The organism is Paraburkholderia franconis, from assembly GCF_009362735.1.
In the GTDB taxonomy this organism is placed as follows: Bacteria; Pseudomonadota; Gammaproteobacteria; order Burkholderiales; family Burkholderiaceae; genus Paraburkholderia; species Paraburkholderia franconis.
Genome location: NZ_WHNP01000001.1, coordinates 171,394 through 195,929 on the forward strand (window position 1 = coordinate 171,394; position 24,536 = coordinate 195,929).

The 24,536-nt window shown below is 62.2% G+C and carries 22 protein-coding genes and 1 pseudogene; 13 read left to right on the forward strand and 10 right to left on the reverse strand.

Annotation, left to right across the window (positions count from 1 at the left end):
• Positions 1–41 precede the first annotated feature (41 nt).
• Both GCT13_RS50790 and GCT13_RS00775 read left to right on the forward strand, forming a co-directional pair.
• Positions 42–167, forward strand: a complete 126-nt coding sequence (locus tag GCT13_RS50790; protein WP_321574124.1) for a hypothetical protein — start codon at positions 42–44, stop codon at positions 165–167.
• 1,950 nt (positions 168–2,117) lie between these two features.
• Positions 2,118–3,467, forward strand: coding sequence for a replication initiation protein (locus GCT13_RS00775; protein WP_152754875.1), 1,350 nt, complete (start codon positions 2,118–2,120; stop codon positions 3,465–3,467).
• A 42-nt stretch (positions 3,468–3,509) separates the two neighbouring features.
• Here GCT13_RS00775 and GCT13_RS00780 read toward each other — a convergent pair whose 3' ends face one another.
• Entirely contained in the window at positions 3,510–4,571 is a 1,062-nt protein-coding gene (locus GCT13_RS00780) for a ParB/RepB/Spo0J family partition protein (RefSeq protein ID WP_152754876.1), read from the reverse strand.
• A gap of 24 nt (positions 4,572–4,595) precedes the next feature.
• A complete protein-coding gene (gene parA, locus GCT13_RS00785; RefSeq protein ID WP_152754877.1) occupies positions 4,596–5,258 on the reverse strand; it encodes a ParA family partition ATPase in 663 nt (220 codons plus the stop codon).
• A gap of 962 nt (positions 5,259–6,220) precedes the next feature.
• Here parA and arsC point away from each other — a divergent pair.
• Complete coding sequence (gene arsC / locus GCT13_RS00790) at positions 6,221–6,592, forward strand: arsenate reductase (glutaredoxin) (protein ID WP_152754878.1); 372 nt, start codon at positions 6,221–6,223, stop codon at positions 6,590–6,592.
• Between the two features lie 299 nt (positions 6,593–6,891).
• A complete protein-coding gene (locus GCT13_RS00795; protein ID WP_152754879.1) occupies positions 6,892–7,182 on the forward strand; it encodes a DUF1272 domain-containing protein in 291 nt (96 codons plus the stop codon).
• A gap of 89 nt (positions 7,183–7,271) precedes the next feature.
• Here the strand turns inward: GCT13_RS00795 and GCT13_RS00800 are convergent, their stop codons facing one another.
• Positions 7,272–7,478 carry a hypothetical protein gene (locus GCT13_RS00800; protein WP_152754880.1) on the reverse strand — a complete coding sequence of 69 codons (207 nt, stop codon included), beginning with the start codon at positions 7,476–7,478 and terminating at the stop codon, positions 7,272–7,274.
• A 380-nt stretch (positions 7,479–7,858) separates the two neighbouring features.
• On the opposite strand from GCT13_RS00800, the gene GCT13_RS00805 reads away from it, so the two are divergent.
• Complete coding sequence (locus GCT13_RS00805; protein WP_152754881.1) at positions 7,859–8,410, forward strand: NADPH-dependent FMN reductase; 552 nt, start codon at positions 7,859–7,861, stop codon at positions 8,408–8,410.
• Between the two features lie 92 nt (positions 8,411–8,502).
• On the opposite strand, the gene GCT13_RS00810 is transcribed toward GCT13_RS00805, so the two are convergent.
• From GCT13_RS00810 to GCT13_RS00820, 3 genes are all read right to left on the reverse strand, one after another.
• Positions 8,503–9,618: a hypothetical protein gene (locus tag GCT13_RS00810; RefSeq protein ID WP_152754882.1), complete on the reverse strand. Its 1,116-nt coding sequence runs from the start codon at positions 9,616–9,618 to the stop codon at positions 8,503–8,505.
• 195 nt (positions 9,619–9,813) lie between these two features.
• Positions 9,814–12,072 (reverse strand): hybrid sensor histidine kinase/response regulator, encoded by a 2,259-nt coding sequence (locus GCT13_RS00815; protein ID WP_407670725.1) that lies wholly within the window; start codon positions 12,070–12,072, stop codon positions 9,814–9,816.
• 40 nt (positions 12,073–12,112) lie between these two features.
• Positions 12,113–12,613 (reverse strand): hypothetical protein, encoded by a 501-nt coding sequence (locus GCT13_RS00820; protein ID WP_152754884.1) that lies wholly within the window; start codon positions 12,611–12,613, stop codon positions 12,113–12,115.
• Between the two features lie 236 nt (positions 12,614–12,849).
• Here GCT13_RS00820 and GCT13_RS00825 point away from each other — a divergent pair, with 236 nt between their 5' ends.
• From GCT13_RS00825 to GCT13_RS00835, 3 genes are read left to right on the forward strand one after another with little or no spacing between them, the layout of a single operon-like run.
• Entirely contained in the window at positions 12,850–13,218 is a 369-nt protein-coding gene (locus GCT13_RS00825) for a response regulator (protein WP_090863753.1), read from the forward strand.
• Positions 13,211–13,834 (forward strand): chemotaxis protein CheC, encoded by a 624-nt coding sequence (locus GCT13_RS00830; protein WP_152754885.1) that lies wholly within the window; start codon positions 13,211–13,213, stop codon positions 13,832–13,834. The genes GCT13_RS00825 and GCT13_RS00830 overlap by 8 nt, the downstream gene beginning before the upstream one ends.
• The gene (locus GCT13_RS00835; protein ID WP_152754886.1) at positions 13,831–14,769 is read left to right on the forward strand and encodes a GGDEF domain-containing protein; all 939 of its coding nucleotides are present in this window, start codon (positions 13,831–13,833) and stop codon (positions 14,767–14,769) included. Before GCT13_RS00830 ends, GCT13_RS00835 begins: the two co-directional genes overlap by 4 nt.
• Positions 14,770–14,850: 81 nt before the next feature.
• Here the strand turns inward: GCT13_RS00835 and GCT13_RS00840 are convergent, their stop codons facing one another.
• On the reverse strand, positions 14,851–15,249 hold the full coding sequence (locus GCT13_RS00840; RefSeq protein ID WP_227746685.1) for a nuclear transport factor 2 family protein: 399 nt from the start codon (positions 15,247–15,249) through the stop codon (positions 14,851–14,853).
• 566 nt (positions 15,250–15,815) lie between these two features.
• Between GCT13_RS00840 and hpnD the strand changes: the two genes are divergently transcribed.
• From hpnD to GCT13_RS00860, 4 genes are read left to right on the forward strand one after another with little or no spacing between them, the layout of a single operon-like run.
• Complete coding sequence (gene hpnD, locus GCT13_RS00845; protein ID WP_152754887.1) at positions 15,816–16,664, forward strand: presqualene diphosphate synthase HpnD; 849 nt, start codon at positions 15,816–15,818, stop codon at positions 16,662–16,664.
• On the forward strand, positions 16,664–17,935 hold the full coding sequence (gene hpnE, locus GCT13_RS00850) for a hydroxysqualene dehydroxylase HpnE (RefSeq protein ID WP_152754888.1): 1,272 nt from the start codon (positions 16,664–16,666) through the stop codon (positions 17,933–17,935). Before hpnD ends, hpnE begins: the two co-directional genes overlap by 1 nt.
• The gene (gene shc, locus GCT13_RS00855; RefSeq protein ID WP_152754889.1) at positions 17,932–19,965 is read left to right on the forward strand and encodes a squalene--hopene cyclase; all 2,034 of its coding nucleotides are present in this window, start codon (positions 17,932–17,934) and stop codon (positions 19,963–19,965) included. Before hpnE ends, shc begins: the two co-directional genes overlap by 4 nt.
• Positions 19,965–20,678, forward strand: a complete 714-nt coding sequence (locus tag GCT13_RS00860) for a phosphorylase (RefSeq protein WP_152754890.1) — start codon at positions 19,965–19,967, stop codon at positions 20,676–20,678. Before shc ends, GCT13_RS00860 begins: the two co-directional genes overlap by 1 nt.
• Before the next feature lie 267 nt (positions 20,679–20,945).
• Here GCT13_RS00860 and GCT13_RS00865 read toward each other — a convergent pair.
• A pseudogene (locus tag GCT13_RS00865) lies at positions 20,946–21,340 on the reverse strand (SDR family NAD(P)-dependent oxidoreductase); the annotation flags it as partial.
• A 132-nt stretch (positions 21,341–21,472) separates the two neighbouring features.
• Positions 21,473–22,072 carry a short chain dehydrogenase gene (locus GCT13_RS00870; RefSeq protein ID WP_152754891.1) on the reverse strand — a complete coding sequence of 200 codons (600 nt, stop codon included), beginning with the start codon at positions 22,070–22,072 and terminating at the stop codon, positions 21,473–21,475.
• 157 nt (positions 22,073–22,229) lie between these two features.
• Between GCT13_RS00870 and GCT13_RS00875 the strand changes: the two genes are divergently transcribed.
• Positions 22,230–24,005, forward strand: a complete 1,776-nt coding sequence (locus tag GCT13_RS00875) for an SWIM zinc finger family protein (RefSeq protein WP_152754892.1) — start codon at positions 22,230–22,232, stop codon at positions 24,003–24,005.
• Between the two features lie 32 nt (positions 24,006–24,037).
• Here GCT13_RS00875 and GCT13_RS00880 read toward each other — a convergent pair whose 3' ends face one another.
• A complete protein-coding gene (locus GCT13_RS00880) occupies positions 24,038–24,535 on the reverse strand; it encodes a TPM domain-containing protein (RefSeq protein ID WP_152754893.1) in 498 nt (165 codons plus the stop codon).
• Between the last annotated feature and the right edge of the window lies 1 nt (position 24,536).

Consider the following 24,536-nt stretch of genomic DNA (forward strand, 5'->3'; position numbering starts at 1 on the left):
GATGGGCGGATGCCGAGGTCGAAAAACAGCCGCTTGCACGCGTGAAGCGACAATTCCTGACGACGCGCACCATTCGCGCGAAGCGTGTCGAGTTCTTTTCGGATGGCCTGGCGTTCTTCGTCCAGATTCATGGCTGCCTCAAGGTCGCAGAAGTCGACAAATCATAACAATTTACGTAGTGTTTGTTACGAATTTCGCTCGGCGTGCGTTTTTCCTGCAACGGAGGCTCCATATCTTCGAAATTCGTCGTAGCGAACCGGATTCGGCGAGCCTCTTCGTGAAACAAATCGAAGAGTAGTCGGTAAGTCATTGTTAGGACGGCATTTTAGTCGATTGCCCGACGTTTTGGCACTGTTTCACGGAGCGCGTGGGTGGTAGCGGGTGTTGCGTTCTGTTCAAGAACTCGCGGGGCACGCGTTGAGAGTAATAAAAGTAAACACCTTTGAACCTTAGTTAAAGACGTTAACGCTCGACGAAAGCCTTATAGGATAAGGCGCTGCGCGCGATTGGGTGAAGCTTTACAGGAGGGGTGGTGAGATTTCGCGGGATCGTGCAGTGATGGGGTTCGGGGAGACGGGTGAGCCGGCTCGGGAAAGGTCGTGAGTGGCTTCGGGAACACCGCTGATTGGCCAATCTGCTAGAGGTGAGCGTTTTCGGGAGGTTAGGTCGATCAATGGCGCGTCAACGCTGGTTGGCGCTTTTCCGTCGTCGGCAGAAGCGGGTGAGCGGATTCAGGACGGCAATTCCAACGGGCATTGAACTGATTTCCTGGGCATCTCATAGGGTCGGTGAGCACTCGCGGGAGAAAACGGCACATCAGGGTGAGAATTTTCGGGACTCAAAGGGCTCTTGCGCTCGTGTTTGGGCCGCGCAATCTCGATAAGTGAGCTTTTTCGGGAGCTGCCCGCCGTCCGTTTCGATCGGCAGGCGCGCAAAAACGAGCGGCTGTTGCGAGCATCAGCCCGAAGGTGAGCGGATTCAGGAGAGAAAGCCGCACGCATATCTTGCGCCAGTTTTTCCGCTCGTGAATCGGAAAGGTGAGGCTTTGCGGGAATCATGCGCGACCGGTTTTGGCCCAAAGGTGAGGCAATGCAGGAGCATTGAAGCCGCAATCGCGCTGAGACGTCGTATCAGTGCGGGTTGGACAACGGCATCACAATTTGGTTGATTGCTCGAAGGTGAAGATTTTCGGGAGAATCGGCCTGTCGGATTTTAGGCATCACTGCGTTACTGATTAGGGCTGAGGTGAGAGTTTCCGGGAGTCACACACTGTACTCAACTAGGGGCGGTGCATATCTAAGTATCTAAATTTACGGGTTTTCCACTTCGTGGTTCCCCAAAGGTGAGCTTCTTCGGGACGCCGGGCCGTCGATCCGCGGCGAAACAAAAGGTGGGTCTTAACCGGTCACAGGTGAGTGTTTTCAGGAGGTTTTTTGCGCACCCGATTTGTCTATGGAGCCAGGAAGCCTGTCCGGTATCGGATCGGGCGTTCGCAAAGGTGAGAACATTCGGGAACGTATTCGCGGTTTGACCGAGGCCCACCGCTTACGGAAAGCCGCTAGTCCGCGTGTATGTCTCCGCGTTTGTGTCTACATCGGTTCTGGCCGGCGAATTTCTCCTTTCGGCGGGCTGATCGGCCGGTAAAGCACGACCTTTCGGGGTTCCGCCGGCCATTTACTGATCCACCGACCTAGTCGTAGCACCCGCGGATATGGCGTGGACGGCCGCCTCCCACCGATACCGACACACGAGACCTGGATGGCTGGCCAAACAGCCACAAAGCGCGCCGGCAAAATGGCCGTTCGCGGTCCCGTCGCTACCACGAGCGGCAGTATCTGCACGCGTCGTTTATTTGCGACTTGCACAAAGGTGAGCCGTCACGGGAAGCGGTTTGGGCGGTCGCCGTGCGCGCGAGGCGACCGCATGTCAGGCAATCCCACGACCATCAATGCCATGACAAAATGCGTGCGAATTCAAAAGGTGAGGCTTTTCGGGAGTGGTTCTGGGTGAGTTGGCGGCTGTAAACGCATTTCACCCCAAGTAGGTGAGATAACCGCTATAGACGTGCATCACCACAGCCGGTATCCTTTCGCGAAAATCTCTTCTCGACTCGACGCATGGCCACGAAGCGCGCGAAAAAAACCGATGTGGTGAGCCCAAGCTCCGCTGAATTGCGCAAAGCCGTCGAGGCGATTGCCATTCAGCCCAAGAGCGGCAAGATCACGCTGCTGACCCGCAAGCTGTTCAATGTGTTGCTCGCAGTCGCCCAGCAGGCAGACGAATCGGGCGACACCTATCGCGCGCTGCTTTCCGACATCGTCGCCAACTCCGCCTTCGATTCCAACGATACTGCACTCGTCAAGGAGCACCTGCGGCGGATGGTGTCGGTGCAGGTCGAGTGGAGCCAGGGCACGTCGAGCCAGAAGCCAGGGCGTAAGTGGGGTATCTCGACGCTGATCGCCGACGCCGAAATTCTCGAGGACCCCGCGACGCGGCGCGTCTGGGTGGAGTTCTCGTTCGCGCCGAAAATCAAAAAGAAACTGCTCGATCCGGTGCAATACGCGCGGCTGAGCCTCCAGTTCCAAAGCCAGTTGCGCAGCAGCGCGGGTTTGGCGCTGTACGAAATCTGCGTGCGCTACCTGACCAATCCCAGCCATCTGACGATGCGTGAGGCGTGGGAGTGGTGGCGGCCGATCCTGTCGGGCACACCCGACATGGAAGCCGGCGATGAAGCCAAGCGCGAGTACAAATATTTCAAGCGCGACTATCTGCGCCCGGCAATTGCGGAAGTCAATGCCGTTACGAATATCTTTGTCGAACTGATCGAACATCGTGAAGGCCGCCGGGTCGCGGAAATCCAGTTTCGCGTGACCGAGCGCAAGCAGCCGATGCTTGCGCTCGACGAGCATCCGAACGTCTTCGACAGTACGCTTGTCGATCGCATGGTGAAGATCGGCATCCCGCTCAAGGAAGCGCAGACGCTGTACGCGGACAGCGAGGAAAACCGTATCCGCGCCGCGTTGCAAATGACGGAGCAGCGGATGCGCAGCACGACGCTGCCGCCCGTGCGCAGCGCGCCAGCGCTGTTCAAGGACGCCTTGAAGAAGGGCTATGCCCCGCCCGTCGACGCATTGCCTTCAACCCCTGCCGGCAAAGGCGCCGCCGCTGCACCCGCAGATGATCTGAAAGCGCGTCTTCTCGGCGAATACGTGGCGTACCGGCGTAAGGAGGCACAGGCGCTGTACGATGAGCAAGGTGAAGCGGAGCGTGAGCTGGCGCGTCACTCGTTCGAGGAAGATGAACTGCCAGGTCTGGGTACCCATATGCGCGACGATTGGCGTCGACGCGGGCTGGAGTCGAAGCTGACGGAAACGGCGTTCTTCGACTGGCTCGCGCGCAGAACCTGGGGCGAGCCGACAGATGGCGATCTGCTTGCATTCACATTGAGTCAGTCGCGAGCCGCCTGAGCGCAACGTGGCGCGCACGCACTGCGCGCCAGTTGCTTTCCTTTAGTGCTCCGATAACATCTGTTCGATTTGCCGGAGTATCTCGTCGCGCTTCTCACGCGTGAGTCCACGCAATTTCAGTTCGAGCCGATCATCCCCGTACGACTTCAGATCGCCGACGGACACACCACCGAGCTTGATATCGAGCCGTTGGGCGTAACGCTGACGGCCAGCCGGTTTCGCACTTTCCTGCGCAGTCGCCCTTCCCTTGACGATGTCCGCGACCTGCCGAGTGCTCAGATCATCCGAAAGAATCTTGTTGATCAGACGCAGTGTTGAATCAGTTCCGCGCGCCGAATGATACCGGCCAACCTGGTACGCCATGTTCGAACCGAATCGATCTGTCCGCGCCACCATCTCCTGCATCACGGTTTCCGGCAGCTTCGAAATCGACAGTGCGACGGCGATGGTCGACTCATCCAGACCGAGATGTTCGGCGAGTTCCTTTTGGCTCTGGAAGTGCTGTTCGTCCAGGAAGCGGCGCCATACGACGGCGTTGTCGAACACCGTCTGCGAATCGCGCTGGACGTTGAGGTCGTAGCCGAGTTTGTAGCTCTGGATGCCGATCGGCAGATCGATCACGATCGCCTTTACCGTCTCGTTGTTCGCCTCCTTCAATGCGCGAACACGTCGACCACCGTCGCTGACGAAATAACTCCCAGGATTGTTGTAATCAGGAATGACGTGAATGGCCTGCTGCTGTCCTTGCTTCGCGAGGTTGACGGCAAGTTCGGCAATCGACGATTTCAGATAGAAGTACCGCGGATTGAACGGACTCGGCTTGATCGCCTTCAGCGGAAGTTCAATGATCTGGCCTGGGCGGTAGCCGTGCTCGGCTCGCCAGTTGCGGTATTCGACCGATTCGTTTGCCGCTTCCGCTGGCTCGGCGTCGTTGATCGTGGACGACGATGCGGGCGCGCTCGTGAAAGCCGCGATGTTCGAGGCCTTGGGTGCATTCTGCACAAGTCCGTCGATCGCGTTGAGCCGATCGAGTGCTGTGCGCTTTTCGCTGCTCGTCGTATCGGGGCGTGCCTGGAAGCCTTTGGCGAATTGGGACGGTTTCATTCCGGTACCTTTATGCGCATAAATTCAGGGAAGCAGAGCGGCGATCTCGTCGGCGCACGCGCGGATTTCGATGCTGGCAAGCTTGGCGCCTCGGTCGTTCATCTGCAGGACCGTCTGGCCAAGCGCCATTGCCTGCTTGTACGCCTCTCGCGTCGGAATCTGGGTTCGCAAAAGCGGGAAACCGAGTTCTTCCAATGCGCGCTTGAGTTCGCGCGTCAGCATTCGCTTCTCTTCGGTCTTATTGAGAAGAAAGACTGCGCGCAGGTCTTCATTCATGACCTGCGCCTGCTGCACCAGCTTCACGAGACCGACGCTCGACCAGTAATCCGCTGGAGACGAGGACGTGGGAATGACGGCAACGGTCGCAGCTAGCAGAACGACGCCGGAGACTTTCTCAGTGATGGACGGTGGGCAATCGACGACGATCAGGTCGTAGTCGGCAACGAACTTCTTGATCTCACGATGAATCTGCGCACCGGCTTCGGAGAGGTTGACGACGGCAAACGGGATACCGGACTCGCTATCTGAGGATGCGCTGGCCCAATGGATGAGGGTGTTTTGACCGTCAGCGTCCACAACAAGAACGCGCTTGCCTCGTTCGTGAAAGGCTGCGCCGATGTGCATCGCAATTGTGCTCTTACCGACGCCGCCCTTCTGCTGTGTAACTGCGATGATTTCTGCTGCCAACGTTCACCTCCTCTTTTTGTACGCCGCTGAATTTTACCTTGTTGAATTTGTAATTCAATCAATTTTGCCCAGATCCAACGGTTATAGGCCGTTCGGTATGGGTTTATGCGCATAAAGGCTGCGTGACTAATCGGCCATGCGTTCCGTGTATCGCGTATGGACAGGATCGGCTCGTTGGGACGTTGCAGATGTGACTAAGGTTCCGCCGGCGTTGGTGTGGGAGACGGTGATATTGAATGCATTCGCCGCGAATGCGATAGGCGACGAATGTCGATCATGTCTTCATGCGCACCGCCGGTTTATGCGCATAAAGCCAATCGAGATCGTGAAGATGTCTGCGGCGAGCAGAACGGCGCGGCAACCGGTTTGCGGTGCGAGGCGTGAATTGTTTATGCGCATAAACCGGGGGCGCTTGGCGACACTACTTGCGGGATGAAGCAATCGGGCGCCTGCGTGCAAACCAGGCTAAGCAATACGAGAGTCGCGCTCGTCAGATTGCGGCACTCAACCTCTGGTGATGTTGGACTCGCGGATCGATAAAGCAGGCCCATGCGGACGCGCAATCGTCCCTTGGTTTGAACAACCACGCTCCAATTCAACGGAAACGCTGTCGTTGATGTACCGCGCACGGGACTTTATGTTCCCCAGGTGGTAGGTCCTTATCGAAGGGCCGGCAGCCCCATTACCAGCAGCGCTTGTCCGCAAACCGATGGCTAGATGTTGTGGCAGCCGCAGCCGAGATAACACGCCACGCCCAGGCCGAATAAATTCAACGGAGGGTTCCTTACCGATCCGTCGCGACCCGACTACCGAGTGAACGGGCCGCGCTCCTCAACGCTAATACGACTTACCCCTTGCGAGCGATCCCCGCTCAAGATTCACCGCGCGCCCAGTTACGCCCAAGCGATTCGCGCAGCATGGTCGTAAAATCCTCCGTTTCCTCCCGATCCTGCTAAGGCGCCATGATCACCATCTACCACAATCGCCGCTGCTCGAAATCCCGTGGCGCATGCGAACTCATTAGCGACATCTACAATCCGTCGAATGAACCCGTCGAGATCGTCGAGTACCTTCATACTCCGCTATCCGTAACGCAGTTAGAGCAACTCAACCGATTGCTTGGCTGCCCGGTACGCGAAATGATCCGCGATTCGGAACGGGTCTATAAAGAACTAGGGCTCGCCGACATGTCATTGAGCGACGCTCAGTTATACGAAGCAATCGCCGCTCATCCGATCCTTCTTCAACGTCCGATCGTCGTTCGCAACGGACGAGCCGTCGTCGGTCGACCGCCGGAGAACGTGAAAGCCCTATTTCCCGAATTCGCGAATTAGGCCGACCCGCATCAAACAAGCTATCCGCATCGCGACGCCTTATATTGAGTAACCCGCGCCGCGCCTGCTCCGTCATCACGCTGGAGCGATACGGAGCACGGCAAACGCATCAGCAATGCGTTGCTAGCAAGAGATGCTGAGCCGATCTCCGCCTTCGTCGATAACCTAGACCAAAGCATGGCAGCAATTGACGCATCGCTGGCACTCTTGCTGGTGCGCATCCCAATAGACTTCGGTAAAAGCCGCGCAAAGCGTCATCGCGGAGCGCTCGAAACTCAATCCCGTGCGCGAGGACCGACATGCTGGAACTTAGACAGTTATGCGAAGGATGTGGCAAGGCGCTTCCGCCAAACGCCACCGATGCGATGATCTGCAGCTTCGAATGCACGTTTTGCGAAGTCTGCGCGCTGACGAAGTTGCGCAACGTATGCCCTAACTGTGGCGGGAATTTCCAACATCGTCCGATCCGTCCGGCCGTAATGCTCGCGAAACATCCCGCCGCGACGGAACGGCACCCTGTCAACATCGACGAGACGTCACATAACGCATTTTTTGCGCGTTATCGCGATACACCGCCATCGCACCGCTAGATATCGAACGCTGGCCGAAAAGTGCAAAAGAGGCGCCTTATAAGAAGAACCGAGGCGCCGTCTCTTCGTCCCGCATAGGCCCGGCGACTTCACGCTTTCCCGCCTCCATCGATACCGCTTCCCGTGCGCCAGACCTGCTTCCCGCGCTCGGACAACTCACCGCAGCTATGCGTCTCGTCGGCCTGCGTACCGTCGACGGCCATATCGCCTCCCGGTTGTTCAAGCGAGCGAGGCTTCTGCTGCTTTCTCGCGGCGATCGCCTCGTCATGGGACTTTCCAGAATGATCCAGGCTCATGATGTGATCCTCCCAATAAACTCTCCAGAAATGTCATCCGAGCACACACCGCTCCCGGACGCCTCTCACACACAAAGTTCGAGAAATCGTTTGTCCACAAGTTCAGATCGAAGCTGTAACCGCAGGCCTTGTCGCTAACCGTTTGTCGCGCTTTGCGACCGCCCGGCAACTCGCTTGATTGATAAGGCAAAGATTCCACCTATCCACAGGGTTATCCAGAAAATCTGTGGATAACTTGTGCGTCCTCCGATTTATCCACTGCGCGATTAGCGTGTCATATCGCTTGCCGAAATTGGCGCTATCGTTCAACGCGTCGGCCACTATGATTGTCCGGCCGCATCTTTTTTTCGCGCATTCCGCGCCAACCGAGGAAGGAAGACATGGCCTATCACATTGCAGTCGTCGTTGGCAGCTTGCGCCGCGACTCGACCAATCGCCATCTGGCGAAGGCGTTGATTTCGCTCGCGCCTTCAGACTTTTCTTTTGAGTTTCTGGACATCGGCTCGCTTCCGCTTTACAGCCAGGATTACGACCACGATTTCCCAGGAGCGGCTCGCAACTTTAAGCAGCGGATCCACGCTGCCAACGCATTGCTGTTCGTGACGCCTGAATACAACCGGTCGATCCCCGGCGTGCTGAAGAACGCGCTCGACTGGGGCTCGCGCCCATGGGGACATAGTGCATGGGCCGGCAAGCCGGGCGCGGTGATCGGCACGTCGCCGGCTGCGACGGGCACGGCGTTGTCGCAACAGCACTTGCGCAACGTGCTGGCGTATCTCGATGTGGCGACGCTCGGCCAGCCGGAAATGTTCATCAAACACACGGCTGGCCAGATCGACGAAAACGGCAATATCGCAAGCGACGACACGCGCAAGTTCCTGCAAAAGTTTGTCGATCGCTATGTGGATTGGGTGAAGCGGCACGTCGGCTAACGCTGCGCGTCGACACACCGCGCGGCAGCGCCCGGCAACGGGCGCCGCCTCGCTTTCCGAACGCGATTCTCGGAGCACGCTGAGCACTCAGGCTACGTGTGACGATGCCCCGTCACGCGATCCCAGCCGTGCCGCACGGCGGCCTTGAACCGCTCCCAGCTGCCCTCCGGCCTGTCCCGCTCCCAGTGCTCGCGGACCTCGGGCTCGACTTCTTCCCACTGCCGGTCGTGGTAGCGGGTTTCACGCGCCATCGTCGCGCCGTGATGATAGGCGGGTACGTACTCGTCGAAGCGCAAGCCTTCGTCCGCGTACTGGGCGTCGTAGTGAGCGCGGAAATCTTCCTCGTACTCGAGGAATTCGTCGGGCACCTGTTGAGGCATCGCGCGCGCGGGCTCGGCCGTATCGGGCGTCATCACGGCGCCTGAGCCGGCGACGCCCGCCGATGCAACGGCCGCCGCCCCGGGTGTTTCGCCCGGCGGCGTGACGGGTTGGGTGCTGGTCGGCGCCGCGTAGTCCGGATACTGGCCCGACTGCGTCTTCTGCTGTTCCGGTGTTCGTGACCGCGTCGAGGCCTGCTGTTCCGGCAGCGGCGTTTCGGGTCGCATCACCGCGCCGGCGCCCGGCGCGCTCGCTGCGGCGAGTGCCTGCGCCGACGGATCGTCGACGGGCGGCACGCCGTGCAGCGCATCCATCTGGGCACGCTTGCGCGCTTCTTCGGCGAGCAGCGCATCGCTCGACGCCTGGGCCGCCGTCGGCACTGCAGCCGGCGTGCCGATGCCGAGCTCATCCATCACCGAATGCTCGCGACGTGCTTGCGCCGCGTCGTCGCGCGATGCCTGTGCGCGCGTGCCGTCAGCCGGACGTTCATTGACCTCGATCGCGCCAAGCCGCGCCAGCGAATTGCGCGCGAGCTCCGCGTGCGACTCGCTCGCAGCGTTCACGGCCACCAGCACCGCGCCGCGACGCACGGCGTCCGTGTAGCGCTCGGCCTCGGGCGCCGTCGTGCCCGAAGTCTGGAAAAGGCTCGACAGAAATCGTTCGATATTGGCGATCACGCCGGGCGTATGTGCGGTGGCGACATCGGCGGGCGTTTCGGGGTTCGCCTGCAATTCGATGTCGGTGGAGGCGAAGCCGCTCTGCACGAGCATGTTGCGCGCGCTCTCGGCTTGCGCATAGCTGTCGAAAAGACCAATCACGGTGTGTCGCATGTCTGTCTCCTGCGGCTTTCTGAACGGACCCGCGGTGCCGCCGAGGCCGCTCGTTCGTCGATGCCGTGAAACGCGCAACGTTCATGCCGGATTGCGCGGTTGAGCAGCCAGCCGGAACGACGAAGGACGGGACACCGAACCTGCGACAGTGTCGAAACTGTCGTCAATCGACGCGTGCGTGGCGCGCTTTTACAACTAGCTGGTAATCCCCGGAAGTGCGTTCGAACCGGCCGGATGCGTCGGCGATTGCGCGATTTCCCGCTGCAGCGTCTGCAGGTATTTGTCGAGCAGCGCGATATCGAAGGGTTTCGACAGCATGCGCGCGTCGACGTGGCGCGCGCGCTCCAGTTCTTCCGCATAGCCCGTCACGAGAATCACCGGGAGCCTGGTCTCGAAGGTCTGAATATGCTCGGCGAGATCGATGCCGTTCAGCTTGCCCGGCATGTGGATGTCGGAGATCACGAGATCGAACGGCAGCGGTTCGCCCGTGCGCTTCTGCGCCGCGCGTGCGGAGTCGAGCGCCTCGACCGCGACGTCGGCGTTGAATGTGCACGTGACCTCGTGGCCCATCATCTGCAGCAGCGCTTCCGTGCCCGCAGCGACTTCGTCGTTATCCTCGACGAGCAGAATGCGCAGTCCATGCGGCGCGTGCCGTTGCTCGGCGACGGGTTCGGCGGGGCGCTCGACTTCCGGCGTCTGCGTCGCGCGCGGCAAATAGAGCCGCACCGACGTGCCCGCGCCGATCGCGCTGTCGATCGCGGCGAGGCCGCCCGAGCGCTCGCAGAACGCGAACACCTGGGGCAAGCCGAGACCCGTGCCCATGCCCTTCGGCTTGGTCGTGAAAAGCGGTTCGAACGCGCGTGACAGCACGTCGGGCGGCATGCCGACGCCCGTATCTTCCAGCGACAGCTGCACGAAATCGCCCGTGATCGGAAAGCCGTCTTCATGACGGAAACTGACGTTGTTCGTGCGCACCGTGAAGCGGCCGCCGTTCGGCATTGCATCGCGCGCATTGACGGCGACGTTGATCAGCGCCAGCTCGAGTTCGGCCACATCGACGTGCATCGGCCACACGCCGACGCCGACGTCCATCACCAGCGCGACCTTCGCGCCGAGCGACGCGCGCAGCAGATCGTGGCAGCCGGGCAGCCAGCGCGCGACGTCGAGCGTTTCGCTGCGCAACGGCTGCTTGCGCGCGACGCCGAGCAATTGCCGCGTGAGCGACTGGCCGCTTTTCAACGCGCGCTCGATCGCGGCCAGCTCGCGGTCGAACGTGGCCGCGCCGCGCCGGCGCAGAATCTGCACGTTGGCCGAGACGATCATCAGCAGATTGTTGAAATCGTGCGCGACGCTGCCGACGAGGTTGCCGAGCGCTTCCATCTTGCGCGACTGCCGGTACGCGGATTCGATCGAACGGCGCATCGATGCTTCCGCCTGCCAGCGCTCCCACGCTTCTTCCTCTGCGGCGAGCCGCTTGAGCGACAGCCAGATCACACACCACAGCACGATCGACGGCACGAACATCGACAGGATCAGCACGCTCAGATGGCGATACCACGCGGCCCAGATCGCCGATGTGCGATAGCCGCACGTCACATAGACGGGGTACGAGCCGACGCGGCGAAACGCGACGATCAGGCCTTCGCCGTCGAGCGTCGAACGCACGCGCACGACGCCCGCGCGACGGCCTTCGGCGAGCGCATCGGTATAGGCGTTGTGGCGCGTCGGCGCCTCGACTTTCGACAGCGGTGTGATGGGGTAGTGCGCAAGCAGCGAAGCGTCGGCGCGCGTCAGCGCCATTGTCATCGGCGAATCGCTGCCGCCGAGCAGTTCGCGATAGAACGCGTTGAAGTAGCTGGGCCGCAACGCGACGGATACGATGCCCGCGAACGACCCGTCGTCCGCGCGCCGCGCGACGCCCGTGTTGAACACGATTTCCCCCGCGACATGTCCGACCATCACCTTCGACACATGCTCGAGCACCTGGCCGTCGCGGATGCCGACGAAATCTTCGCGCTGGCTGATCGACACGGAGGGCGCCGGATAGAAGCGGCTGCTCGCGAGCAGGGTGCCGTCCCGGCCGAAGATCGACATGGCCGCGATCTGCGGATAGCCGCCGCCCATCGTTTGCAGCTTTTCGTGGATCGAGGCTTCGCGCTGATGGATGCCGTCGTCGTCGAGACCCTGGACGAGATCGACGACGCGCGCATCGAGCGCCTCGTTCATGTCGAACACCTTCAGCGCATGCTCTTCGGCGACGCGCACGGTGCGCAGCGTCACATCGGTCGCGTCAGCTTCGCGCGAGCGCAGGTCGCTGAACGCCATCGCGGCGACGAACACGCACGGCAGCACGACGGCCGCCACCAGCAGCGCAATCAGCGTCATGCGTCGCACGGCGAAGTTGTGCTCGGGCACGGCGGGAAACAGGGCCTCGTCCGGCCGCGCGGCGCGCATGCGCCCGTCGGAAGCCTTGACGTCGACGGAATCGGGCCGATCAGGTTTCGTCATGGCGCAGGCCGCGCAGGCGGCGGGTGGCAAGCGGAAGAACTCTCATCATAGGTTCGGTGCGCGGCTTATTCGCGCGCAATGCAACTATGCGCGCAACGGCCGCGACCCATCGAGGCTTGAACGCGTACTCCGGACACGTTTGCAAATCAGCGACGAATCCGGAAGCGCAAACGTACACAAAAGTAAAAAAACGATCTCCGGTTCGGCTGGTGACGATGTTCATTCTAATATGAGACGGATTTGAGCGGATTTCGTTCGACGAATGCGCGTTGGCGAGTTGCCTTTTCGCCAATTTACTTCGAAAATTGCGCAACGATAAATACTCAGCCCGCCATGATCGGGCGAAATCCGCGCGAGGGCCCGGGCATTGCATGCCGTGCAAGTCCCGCCAAACCCTCGCGGAGACCAGCGGGGCACCACGGAGCCATGAACGCCGTCTTGCCGCCGCAGCATGATCAACGGGGTAGGCTTCGAAAATGCCGGTCATTGACGTTGTCCATTGCGTGCACACTGCATCGGCCGCGCGCCGCGCGTGCAGCAGCGCCGTACGGCGCGTCCGTCGGGCCGCCATCGGTATCGAGCATCGCTCGTGCCGAGCGCTTCTCCTTGCCGCTTACTCCTCGTCCGTGCGGTTCCGTTGCGCAACTGCGCGAGCGGCCACTAAAGATTGAATTCGCGCCGCCGTTAACACGTACGAGCCCACTCCGTTTCCCGTCCACTGCCATGTCTTTGCCCATTGTGATCGCCGACGATTCGCTGCTTGCCCGCAAGGTGCTCACCAAGGCATTGCCGGAGGATTGGAAAGTCGACATTACCTATGCGTCGAACGGCCGCGAAGCGCTTGAACATTATCGCAAGGGCCGCGCATCGGTGATGTTTCTCGATCTGACGATGCCCGATATGACGGGCTATCAGGTTCTTGAGGCTCTGCAGCACGAGGACCTCAATACGTTCGTGATCGTCGTGTCCGCCGATGTCCAGCCGATGGCAAGGGAACGCGTGCGCGCGCTTGGCGCGATTGCCTTTATCGCCAAGCCCGTGACCCCGGAGGCGCTGCTTCCCATCCTGAAGGAGTACGGGTTGTATGTCTGAGCCAGTCCTAAACGAAGAGCAGCGCGACGCGCTGCAGGAAATCGCCAATCTGGCGATGGGCCAGGCCGCGACGCGCCTCGCGCTCCTGCTCGATGCGTTCATCGAACTTTCCGTGCCGCGCGTGCGCGTGGTCGCCGTGCGCGAGGCGGCGCAGGCGCTGCGTGACATGACGGGCATCAACGAGCCCGTCAGCGCTGTCCGGCAGGGCTTCCGGTCCGACATCAAGGGCGAGGCGCTCGTGATCTGCCGCACGGGCAGCATCGAGCAGCTGTGCGCGCTCGTGAGCGACCCGTACTCGAAGTCCACGTATGAGGCGACGTCGCAGGAAGAACTCATGTTCGACGTCGCGAACATCCTGACGGGCGCGTGCGTGTCGTGCATCCTCGACCAGCTCGGGCGCACGCCGGTGTTTTCGCCGCCGGGCCTGCTCGGTTCGGCGATGTCGCTCGACGACGTATTCCAGCCGAAAGTGCTCGCCTGGGAAGCCGCGCTGTTGGTCGAAGTGAACTTCGCGCTGGAGGACCAGAGTTTCCGCGCCCACCTCGTGATGCTGATGGCGGAAGACTCGATCCGTCATCTGAGCACCGCGCTGGATGCATTGCTTTCCAGCCTATGAATGCCCCGCTTCCAACGCTGAGCGACCTGGTCGTCGAACGGGTCGGATTCGGCATTTTCGTGCTCGACCGTCAGATGAACGTGCTGATGTGGAACCGCTTCATGCACGATCACAGCGGACTGTCGGCGCAGCAGGTAGTCGGCAAGTCGATTTTCGCGAGCTTTCCGGAACTGCCGCGCGTGTGGCTCACGCGCAAGGTCGAAAGCGTTTTCCAGCTCGGTAGCTTTGCGTTCAGTTCGTGGGAGCAGCGCCCATATCTGTTCAGGTTCGATCATGACCGGCCGATCACGGGCGGCGTCGATTACATGCAGCAGGACTGCACGTTCATGCCGATCATGCGCGAGCGCGAAGTGGAGGCTGTCTGCGTGACGGTGTGCGACGTGACGCACGTGAGCATCGTGCAGCGCGAGCGCGAAGAGGCTGTCGCGAAACTGCAGGAATACGCGGACCGCGACGGTCTGACGGGCATCGCGAACCGCCGTTTCTTCGAAGCGCGGCTGCGCGACGAATATACGCGCTGGCAGCGCTACGGCGGCAATCTGTCGATCCTGCTGTTCGATCTCGACCACTTCAAGAAGATCAACGACCAGTTCGGCCACATGGTCGGCGATACCGTGCTGCGCGAGATGGCGCGGCGCGTGTCGCATGTCGTGCGTGCGCAGGATACGTTCGGGCGTTTCGGCGGCGAGGAGTTCGCGTTGCTGCTGCCGTGCACGCCGCTTGAAGATGCGATGCAGGTCGCGGAGAAGATCCGGAACACGATCGGCGAATCAGCCGTCGATGTGCAAGGCGTGAACGTGCCGGTGACTGCGAGCGTCGGCGGCGCGTCGGCGCGGGTGGGCGTGCCGGCTTACGAAGCGCTCATCAACGAGGCGGACGCCGCGCTCTATAGCGCGAAGCGGCAGGGGCGCAACCGCTCGGTGGCGTTCATCTGAGTTGTTTTGGCGGCGCGGGCCGGGCGCCCGCCGGCACGAGCCGCGCGTGTCCGACGCCCGCTGTGCCGATTCACTTGCGGCTCATCGACGAGCCGATGATGCGCCACTGGCCGTCGCGACGCAGGAAGTCGCCTTGAATGCGAACACGGCGGACTGACCGTTCGGCGCCATGAAGTGATCCTCGCCGACTGCGACGGCCCGATCGCCGTCCACATGAACCACCACATTCTGCAGCGTCTGCGTCGAGCCCGCGGGCAAAGGCGGCGCGCTCAGCACATCGCTTTTGGTACGCGCCATGCCTGCCGGCGTGATCTCGCGATATGAGTCGTCGAGCAGCGCTTTGAGCGTGTCGCGATCGCGATGCATGCTTGCCTGCAGCCACGTTTCCTCCATCTGGCGGATCACGGCTTCGTCGTTTTGCGTCGCGAAGACGGGCGCCGAAAACGCAAAAGCGGCGAGAAGAGGTGCTGCAAAAAACATATGGGATTTCATGATATTCGTTGAATCAAATGGAATTGACGGATTTTTTAAATTAATTAGCGTTGGATGCAAAAAAATAATTCACCAATTAGCGCTGGAAATAATCAATCGGAAAATCGACGCCAGGAAAATGTCGACTATTCGATGTCCGCGTCTTCCCGGCAGACAGCGGTTCGGCTTGCGAGCCGTCCTTCGGCGTTCATAGCGACGACAAATGTAATCGCGATTTGCCTCGCGATATCTCAGACAAGTCCTAATTTGAGATAGCCCGCCATTCAACGCCATAATCAGACGGCGACCAAGCGATTTTGATTGACCTTGCGTCAAATGCCGCCGGCATTATCCGATCGACATCCCATGCCGATTAACCGCGCGGCTGCGCGCTCGCCGCACTCGCGCGATTGCTCGCTGTTTCTGCGGCGCCTGTCAAAGGTTGGTATACTTTTCGCCGTTTTCCGGCCTTTGCGGCTGGAGTTTCGCGCGTGTCCGCGCGCGCGGGCGGCTTGCCCTGCGGGTAGGCATGACTTCTTGATCGCCCCGTCGTGGGTGTCTCAGCGGAGATCGTCTTGGCCGTTTCCAACCTCGTCGTGGACGACACACAAACTGACGCAGCCGCCGCAAGTTCGGGCAGCTCGTTTTATCTCGCGATGCGCATCCTGCCGCCGGCGCAGCGCGACGCGATGTACCAGGTCTACGCCTTCTGCCGCGCCGTCGACGACATCGCCGACAGCGACCTGCCGCGCGCCGAACGCGCCGCGGGTCTGGAGCGCTGGCGGGCGGACATCGACGCGTGCTACGCGGGCTCGCCGCGCGCGTCGCTGCGCGAGCTGACCCGGCACATCCACACGTTTCACCTGCAGCGCGAAGACTTCCACGCGATGATCGACGGCATGGCGATGGACGCCGCCGCCGACATCTGCGCGCCGGACGAAGCGACGCTCGATCTGTACTGCGACCGCGTCGCGAGCGCGGCCGGCCGGCTGTCGGTGAGAATTTTCGGGATGCAGGAGCAGCCCGGCATCGAACTGTCGCATCACCTGGGACGCGCGCTGCAACTGACGAACATCCTGCGCGATATCGACGAAGACGCCGCGATCAATCGCTGCTATCTGCCGTACGAGCTGCTCGCGCGGGAAGGCATCGCGACGTCGAATCCGCTCACTGTCGCCGACGATCCGTCGCTGCCGCACGTATGCGCGACGCTCGCCGAGCGCGCGAAGCAGCACTTCGCCGCCGCCGACGCGATCATGGATGCGCAGCCGCGCGCGCAGGTTCGCGCGCCGCGCATCATGTCGGGCGTCTATCGCGTGCTGCTCGATCGCACGCTGGATCGCGGCTTCGACATTCCGCGCACGAAGATCAGCAAGCCGAAGCTGCGGATGCTGGCCATCGTCGCGCGTTACGCTTTCTTTTGATGCGCAAGCTGGTCCACGTGATCGGCGCGGGGCTGGCCGGTCTGGCGGCTGGCGTGCAGCTGCAGCGGCGCGGCGCGCAGGTGATCCTGTACGAAGCGGCCGAACAGGCGGGCGGCCGTTGCCGTTCGTATTACGACCGCGTGCTCGCGGGCACCGTCGACAGCGGCAATCACCTGATGCTGTCGGGCCAGCAAGCGACGCTGAACTACTTGCGCGCAATCGGTTCCGCCGACGAACTCGTCGGGCCGATCCAGCCCGAATACCCGTTCGTCGATCTCGCGACGAACCGGCGCTGGACCGTCCGGATATCGCCGGGACGTTTTCCGGCGTGGATTTTCGAGGCCGGCGCGCGCGTGCCGGAGACCGTGTGGTCGGACTATCTGTCCATCGTGCCGCTGCTGTTCGCGAAGCCCGGCCGCACCGTCGCGCAGACGATGCGCAGCAACGGCGTGCTGTGGGACCGCATGCTGCGGCCGTTGCTGCTCGCGATGACGAACATCGAGCCGCGCCACGCGACGGCCGAACTCGCGGGCGCGGCGCTGCGCGACACGCTTGCGGCGGGCGGGGCCGCGAGCCGGCCGCTGATCGCGCGCAACGGGCTGGGCTCGGCCTTCGTCGAACCGGCGCTGCGCCTGTTGCAGCACGGCGGCGCGGCAATCCGGCTCTGCACGCGGCTCGACGCGCTGGAGCTTGCGCACGCGTCGGAGAGCCGCGTGAGCGCGCTGCGCTTCGGCGACGAGCGCGTCGAAATCGGCGCGAACGAGGCCGTCGTGCTGGCCGTGACGCCGGATGTCGCGCAAGCGCTGCTGCCGGGCGTGCAGGCGCCGGGCCGGTTCTCCGCCGTCGTGACCGCGCATTACGCCGTCGAGCCGCCGCTCGGCCACCCGCCGCTGACGGGCCTCGTCAACGCGACAGCGGACTGGCTGATCGCATCCGACGGGCGTCTGTCGGTGACGGCGTATGACGCCGCGAGTCTTGTCGATACGCAGCGTGACGAACTCGCGCGCATGCTGTGGAAGGACGTCGCGAGAGCGACGGGTCTGTCAGACGATCTGCCGCTGAAGTGGCAGCTGACGGTCGAGCCGCGCGCGACGATCGCCGCGCGGCCCGAAGACGAGATGCGCCGTCCCGCTACGCGCACTCGCTGGAACAATCTGATGCTTGCAGGCGACTGGACGGCAACCGGCCTGCCAGCGGGCATCGAAGGAGCGATCCGCTCGGGCCGGAAGGCCGCGGATACGCTGTTGAATGAACTGATGGAACGCCGATGAACGACCTATCCATGACCCAGACGCTGGGCGATGCACTGCCTCAAACGCTGATCGACGATCACGCCCCCGTCGCGGCCGCGCTGGCGACGGGCGCGGCGCCCGTCGACGCGCTCGACGCCGCCGTCACGCGCGCAACCGATGCGATCCTCGCTGCGCAAAAGGACGACGGCCACTGGGTCTACGAACTCGAAGCCGACGCGACGATTCCCGCCGAATACGTACTGCTCGTCCATTACCTCGGCGAGACGCCCGACGTCGAACTCGAACAGAAGATCGCGCGCTATCTGCGCCGCATCCAGCTGCCCAACGGCGGCTGGCCGCTCTTCACCGATGGCGCGCTCGACATCAGCGCGAGCGTGAAGGCGTACTTCGCGCTGAAAATGATCGGCGATCCGGAAGACGCCGAGCACATGATCCGCGCACGCGAGGCAATTCTCGCGAACGGTGGCGCCGAGGCGTCGAACGTGTTCACGCGCGTTCTGCTGGCGCTCTTCGGCGTGGTGACGTGGTACGCAGTGCCGATGATGCCCGTCGAAATCATGCTGCTGCCCAAGTGGTTCCCGTTCCATCTGTCGAAGGTGTCGTACTGGGCGCGCACCGTGATCGTGCCGCTGCTCGTGCTGAACGCGAAGCGCCCCGTCGCGCGCAATCCGCGCGGCGTGCGCATCGACGAACTGTTCCGCGGCGCGCCCGTCACGACGGGCCTGCTGCCGCGCTCGGGCCATCAGAGCAAAGGCTGGTTCGGCTTTTTCCGTACCGTCGACAGCGTGCTGCGCGTGACGGACGGCCTGTTCCCGAAGGCGTCGCGCGAGCGCGCGACCAAGGCGGCCGTAGCGTTCGTCGATGAACGCCTGAACGGCGAAGACGGCCTCGGTGCGATTTTCCCGGCGATGGCGAACTCGGTGATGATGTACGACGTGCTCGGCTATCCCGCCGATCATCCGAATCGCGCGATCGCCCGCAAGTCGATCGACAAGCTGCTCGTCGTCCACGAAGACGAAGCGTATTGCCAGCCGTGCTTGTCGCCTGTGTGGGATACGTCGCTCGCGGCGCATGCGCTGCTCGAAACGGGCGACGAGCGCGCCGAAGAGGCCGTGCTGCGCGGCCTCGAATGGCTGCGTCCGCTGCAGATACTTGACGTACGCGGCGACTGGATTTCGCGCCGTCCGGATACGCGTCCCGGCGGCTGGGCGTTCCAGTACAACAATGCCCATTATCCCGACGTCGACGACACGGCCGTGGTTGCGATGGCGATGCATCGCGCGGCGGCGCTGACGAAATCGGATGTCGACAGCAACGCGATTGCGCGCGCCCGCGAGTGGGTGGTCGGCATGCAGAGCAGCGACGGCGGTTGGGGCGCGTTCGAGCCGGAAAACACGCAGTACTACCTGAACAACATTCCGTTCTCCGATCACGGCGCATTGCTCGATCCGCCGACGGCGGACGTGTCGGGCCGCTGCCTGTCGATGCTCGCGCAACTCGGCGAAATGCCTGCGACGAGCGAGCCGGCGCGCCGCGCGTACGACTATCTGCTGAAGGAGCAGGAAGACGACGGCAGCTGGTACGGCCGCTGGGGCATGAACTACATCTACGGCACGTGGACGGCGCTGTGCGCGCTCAACGCGGCGGGCATCTCGCTGGAAGACGCGCGCATCAAACGCGCTGCGCAATGGCTCGTGTCGATCCAGAACCCGGACGGCGGCTGGGGCGAAGACGGCACCAGCTACAAGCTCGACTATCGCGGCTACGAAAAGGCGCGGAGCATTCCGTCGCAGACGTCGTGGGCGCTGCTCGGGCTGATGGCGGCCGGCTACGTCGATCATCCCGCTGTCGCGCGCGGCATCGAATACCTGAAGAGCGAGCAGCGCGACCACGGCCTGTGGGACGAAGAGCGCTTCTCCGCGACGGGCTTCCCGCGCGTGTTCTATCTGCGCTACCACGGCTATCGCAAGTTCTTCCCGCTGTGGGCGCTCGCGCGCTACCGCAACATGACGCGCGCGGGCGAGAAGCGCGTCACCGTCGGCATGTGATGGCGGCTCGGCCCGATCGCATGAACGCGAGCCTGCCCGTCATCGCCGTCACAGGCATGGCGTTCGAGGCGCGCATCGCGCGCGGCAAGGGCGTCGAGGCCGTGTTCGCGGCGCGCGCCGATCTGCTCGAACGCGCGCTCAACGAAGCCGTCGCGCGCGGCTGCGCGGGCATCGTCAGCTTCGGCACGGCGGGGGGACTCGCGCCGGAACTCGCGCCAGGCACGCTAATTGTCGCGAGCAGCGTGCAGAGTCCGCTTGGCCAGGTCAATACCGATCTGCGCTGGTCGGCGCGTATCGTCACCGCGCTCGGCGCGACACCGCTGAGCGCAAAACTGCGGCGCGGGCCGATGGCGGGCGTCGGCGCGCCGCTCGTCGGCGCAGCGGACAAGGCGGCGCTGTATGCGTCGACGGGCGCGCTCGCCGTCGACATGGAATCTCACCTCGCGGGCGCGATCGCCGAGGCGAACGGTTTGCCGTTCGCGGTCTGCCGCGCCGTCGTCGATCCGGCGTGGCGCACGCTGCCGTCCGCCGCGACGGCGGGCTTGCGCGACGACGGCACCACGGCTATCGGCCCGATTCTGCGCGAACTGGCACGCCAGCCGTCGCAACTCGGCGGCCTGCTGCAGGTTGCCGCCGACGCCCGCGCTGCCCGTAGCACGCTCGTCGCTGCGCGGCATGCTTTGGAACGCTCGGGCGCGCTGCTCTTTCCCTGACGCATCCAGCCGCAAGCCGCACGCTGCCCGGCGAGAAAACGAACGAAACAGTGTGCTGGTCTTGACAACCTGACATAGTACCAGGTGTTAACCCTAGGTTCGCGCCGATGAGCGCGGCCGCGCTATTCCGAAGAGGCCGAATGAATTTGCACACACGCAAATGGGTCAAGCCCGAAGACCTGAATCCCAACGGTACTTTTCCAGACTGACTTCAAGATTCGTCAAAGCGGAGGGAAGGGTGTTGGGTTTTGTTACATTTCTAAATGTACAGGCCTGGGCACAGACAAACGTTGCCTCTGCCGTTCACCCCGTGCATCAGGTCGTACCGCTTGACGGGCGTATCCAGTGTTCCCGTCAGTCGGATGGCGCTGGCATTGTTCACGAGTATGTCCATGCCGCCGAACACCTCAACGGCCCGGGCAACCGCGCCCTTTTACGCGTTCCTCATCGCGAATGTCGACGACCAGCGCAAGCGCCTTTCCACCCGCAGCTTCCACGGCGACTGCCGCCGTATGCACGGTGCCCTCAAACCGCGGGGCCGGGTTGGCCGTCTTCGTTGCAATCACAATGTTCGCGCCGTCACGTGCCGCACGGAGTGCAATGGTAAGTCCGATACCGCGACTGCCTCCTGACATGAACAGCGTCTTGCCGGCGAGGTTCATGGTCGTCTCCTCAATACTTCGCCTGGCTGCGGTTAAGTACGAAACGCGGCGTTGCTACGAGTTAAAACGGCAAGACTGAAATCGAACGCCGTTGCTGCGGCAGCGCTGCATTTAGCGACCGCGGCGCCGCTTTCACGACTTCTTGACTGGAATGACCTGTCCCGTGATGTCCTCGACCAGGCTTCGCTTGTACGCCTGGGCCACCACCGCAGCGGGAATACCTGCCGAATAGGCTTGTCCCATTGCGGCAAGTGTTTCAGAAACCCAGCCTGGGCTGACGACATTGACCCGCGCCTTACCCTTCAGCTCAAGTGCCGCGGACCGCACGAACGCTTCGACCCCTGCATTCACGATGCCCACGACGGCACTCCCTGTGACCGGATGCAAGGAGAGAATGCCGCTGGTAAGCGTCAAGGACCCTCCTTGGGTAACGTGACCAACCGAGCATCGGACGAGATTGACCTGTCCCATCAGCTTGTTGGCCAGGCTGAACGCAAAATCGTCATCCGTGAGCGATTCGAGCGGTGCGAATTTCGCCGCACCGGCGACGCAAATCACGGCATCGACAGTTCCGACCTGCTGGAACATTGAGACGATGGATGGCTTGTCTGTGAGGTCCACGGACAGGTCAGGTCCGTTGCGGCTGGCACTAATGACCTGATGTTCGGGGGAGAGCAGTCGCACAACTTCCTTGCCGAGCAGTCCCGTTGCGCCGACTATCAGTACGCGCATGGCTCCTCCTTGTACGGAAGGTCACGCCGGCGCCTGGCGAAGCATCGCGCGTGGCGTGCAGACGAATATCGTACTACCGCTGGCGGCAACGCGAATACGGCGCCGCATGGCGGGCGGGCTACAATTCTCCGTCGACTCGCATAGATGGATGCTCGCTATGTCAACCCAGTCACCGCTTCAGGGCGTCCTCAGGCTTGCCGAAGTCCATTTGCTCGCTGATGCGAAGACGTTTGCCCGAGGCAAGGCCTATTTCCACGAAGGCGCGGTATCGCGGCTTGAGGAGCGGGATGGCGTGCTTCGCGCGCATGTTCGTGGCACTCATCGATACAGCGTCGAGCTTGGTGTGGGCGACGACGGCGAGCTGACGTACGAATGCGACTGTCCGGTCGGCGACGACGGCGTCTTCTGCAAGCATGCCGTGGCGGTCGCGCTGTCGTGGCTCGAGAACACTGGCGAAGAAGTGTTCCATGACGAGGACGTGGAGTCGGCGAAGCCCCGCAGGAAGCGCAAGACGTATGAAGAGCTGATTCGCGAATACGTGGAGACGCTCAACGAGAAAGCCGTGCGCGACCTGTTGCTAGAGGCCGCCGAGCACGATAGGACGCTGCGCGACAAGCTGCTTTTCGCGGCGCGCGCAGCGGCCGCCGGTGACTTGCAGAGCATGAAGATAGCGGTGCGACAGGCGACGCGCATCTCGCGTCCGCTCGACTGGCGTGAGGCGGGCGCGTATGGCGATGGCCTGATGTCGCTAGCGGACATGCTGCGACAGCGTCTTGCAAGTCCACACGCCGGCCAGGTCGTGGAACTCGCTGAACTGGCCATTGCCGGCGCTGAAAAGAGTCTTGAACAGATTGATGACTCCGGGGGCGATGTGATGCCAGCCATCATCGAGCTTGCCGCAGTACATCTCGAAGGGTGTCTGCAGACACGGCCCGACCCGACGAAGTTGGCGGAGCGCCTGTTCCGCGCTCAGACCGCAAGCGTGTGGGACACGTTCTACGATGTGCTGCCGGCTTACGAGGAGGCGTTCGGCGACCAGGGGCTTCGCAGGTACCGCGAGCTTGTAGAAGACGGATGGGACGGTCTGCCCGCACTGCCACCGGGCAACGAATACCGCAGGTCGTTCGAACCCCTGCGCATGCGACTGGAACATGCAATGACATCGCTGGCGGAGCGCGACGGCGACCTCGGCGCACTGATTCGCATCCGTTCGAAGGACCTGTCGAGCCCTTACCGCTTCCTGCATGTGGCAGAACTGTGCGCGAAGCATGACCGCTTCGACGACGCCTTGTCGTGGGCAGTGCGCGGTCTTTCGGAATCGGGGAAGAATGTGGACCAGCGCCTGCTGGACTTTTGCATTCAGGAATACCGGCGCCGTGGCGAGTTCGCAAAAGCCGATGCGTTCGCGTGGCAGCGCTTCGAGATGCGCCCGGTTGCAGACGCATTCGTCGCATTGATGGATGTCGCTAAGGCAACCGGCCATCCTGATGCGACACGCGAACGTGCGCTCAATCATCTCTGGTCGCTCGTTCGCACAGAGGAGGCGCCGACCAAAACGAAGCGCAGTGTCTGGCATTCGATGACGCGCACGGAACTGGTCAGAATATTTCTCGACGGACGCGACCCCGATGCGGCCTGGGAAGCCTTTTGCGGCGGTCCGGTGGCGACACATATGTGGGCAACGATGGCGTCCGTTCGCGCGAAAACTCATCCACACGACGCCATTGCGCTTTATCACCGGTTGCTGCCCGTTGCCGCCGACAGTGGCACACGGAACGCCCGTTATGATGAAGCATTCGGCATTGTGCGGACCATTGGAAAGCTGCGGGCGCAACTGAATGAGCACGCCGAGTTTGCTGATGAGCTGGAGAGTATCCGGGAAAGCTATCGTGCGAAACGCAATTTTATGAAGTTGCTGGCGGCACTGGGCTGATGTGGAGGCCATTAAAGAAAGGAGTGGCCGTCCTACATCACGACAGGAGAGCTTGGCAACTCTTCTCGTGGTGGCCTATGGGCCGGGAAGTGTTTCTTGAGCAGTGCGGTGACCTGCTCGATACCCCGTACGGCGCCCGTCTGGTATTTTCCGCGCTGAAACGCCGCCTCCATCATCCGGCAGACAGCTTCCCATTCATCGCCCGAGACCCGCGAATGAATCCCTCTGTCCGCAATGATTTCAACGTCGCGGTCCGCCAATAGCAGATAGATGAGAACGCCGTTATTGTGCTCCGTGTCCCATACCCGGAGCTGCAAGAACACGTCAATTGCGCGTTCGCGTGCGGTCAGACCATCGAAGAGTGCCGCGCTGTGCAGCGCACCCTCGACGACAGACATCACCTGGCCAATGTGGATTTTGTGACTGTCGCGAATGGCTTCCTCGATGGCCAACAGGGTACGCGGTGGAAACGCCGCCCTGACCCGCCAGCGGGTCATCAAGAGATGCCGGATGATTCGTTTCAGGTCCATG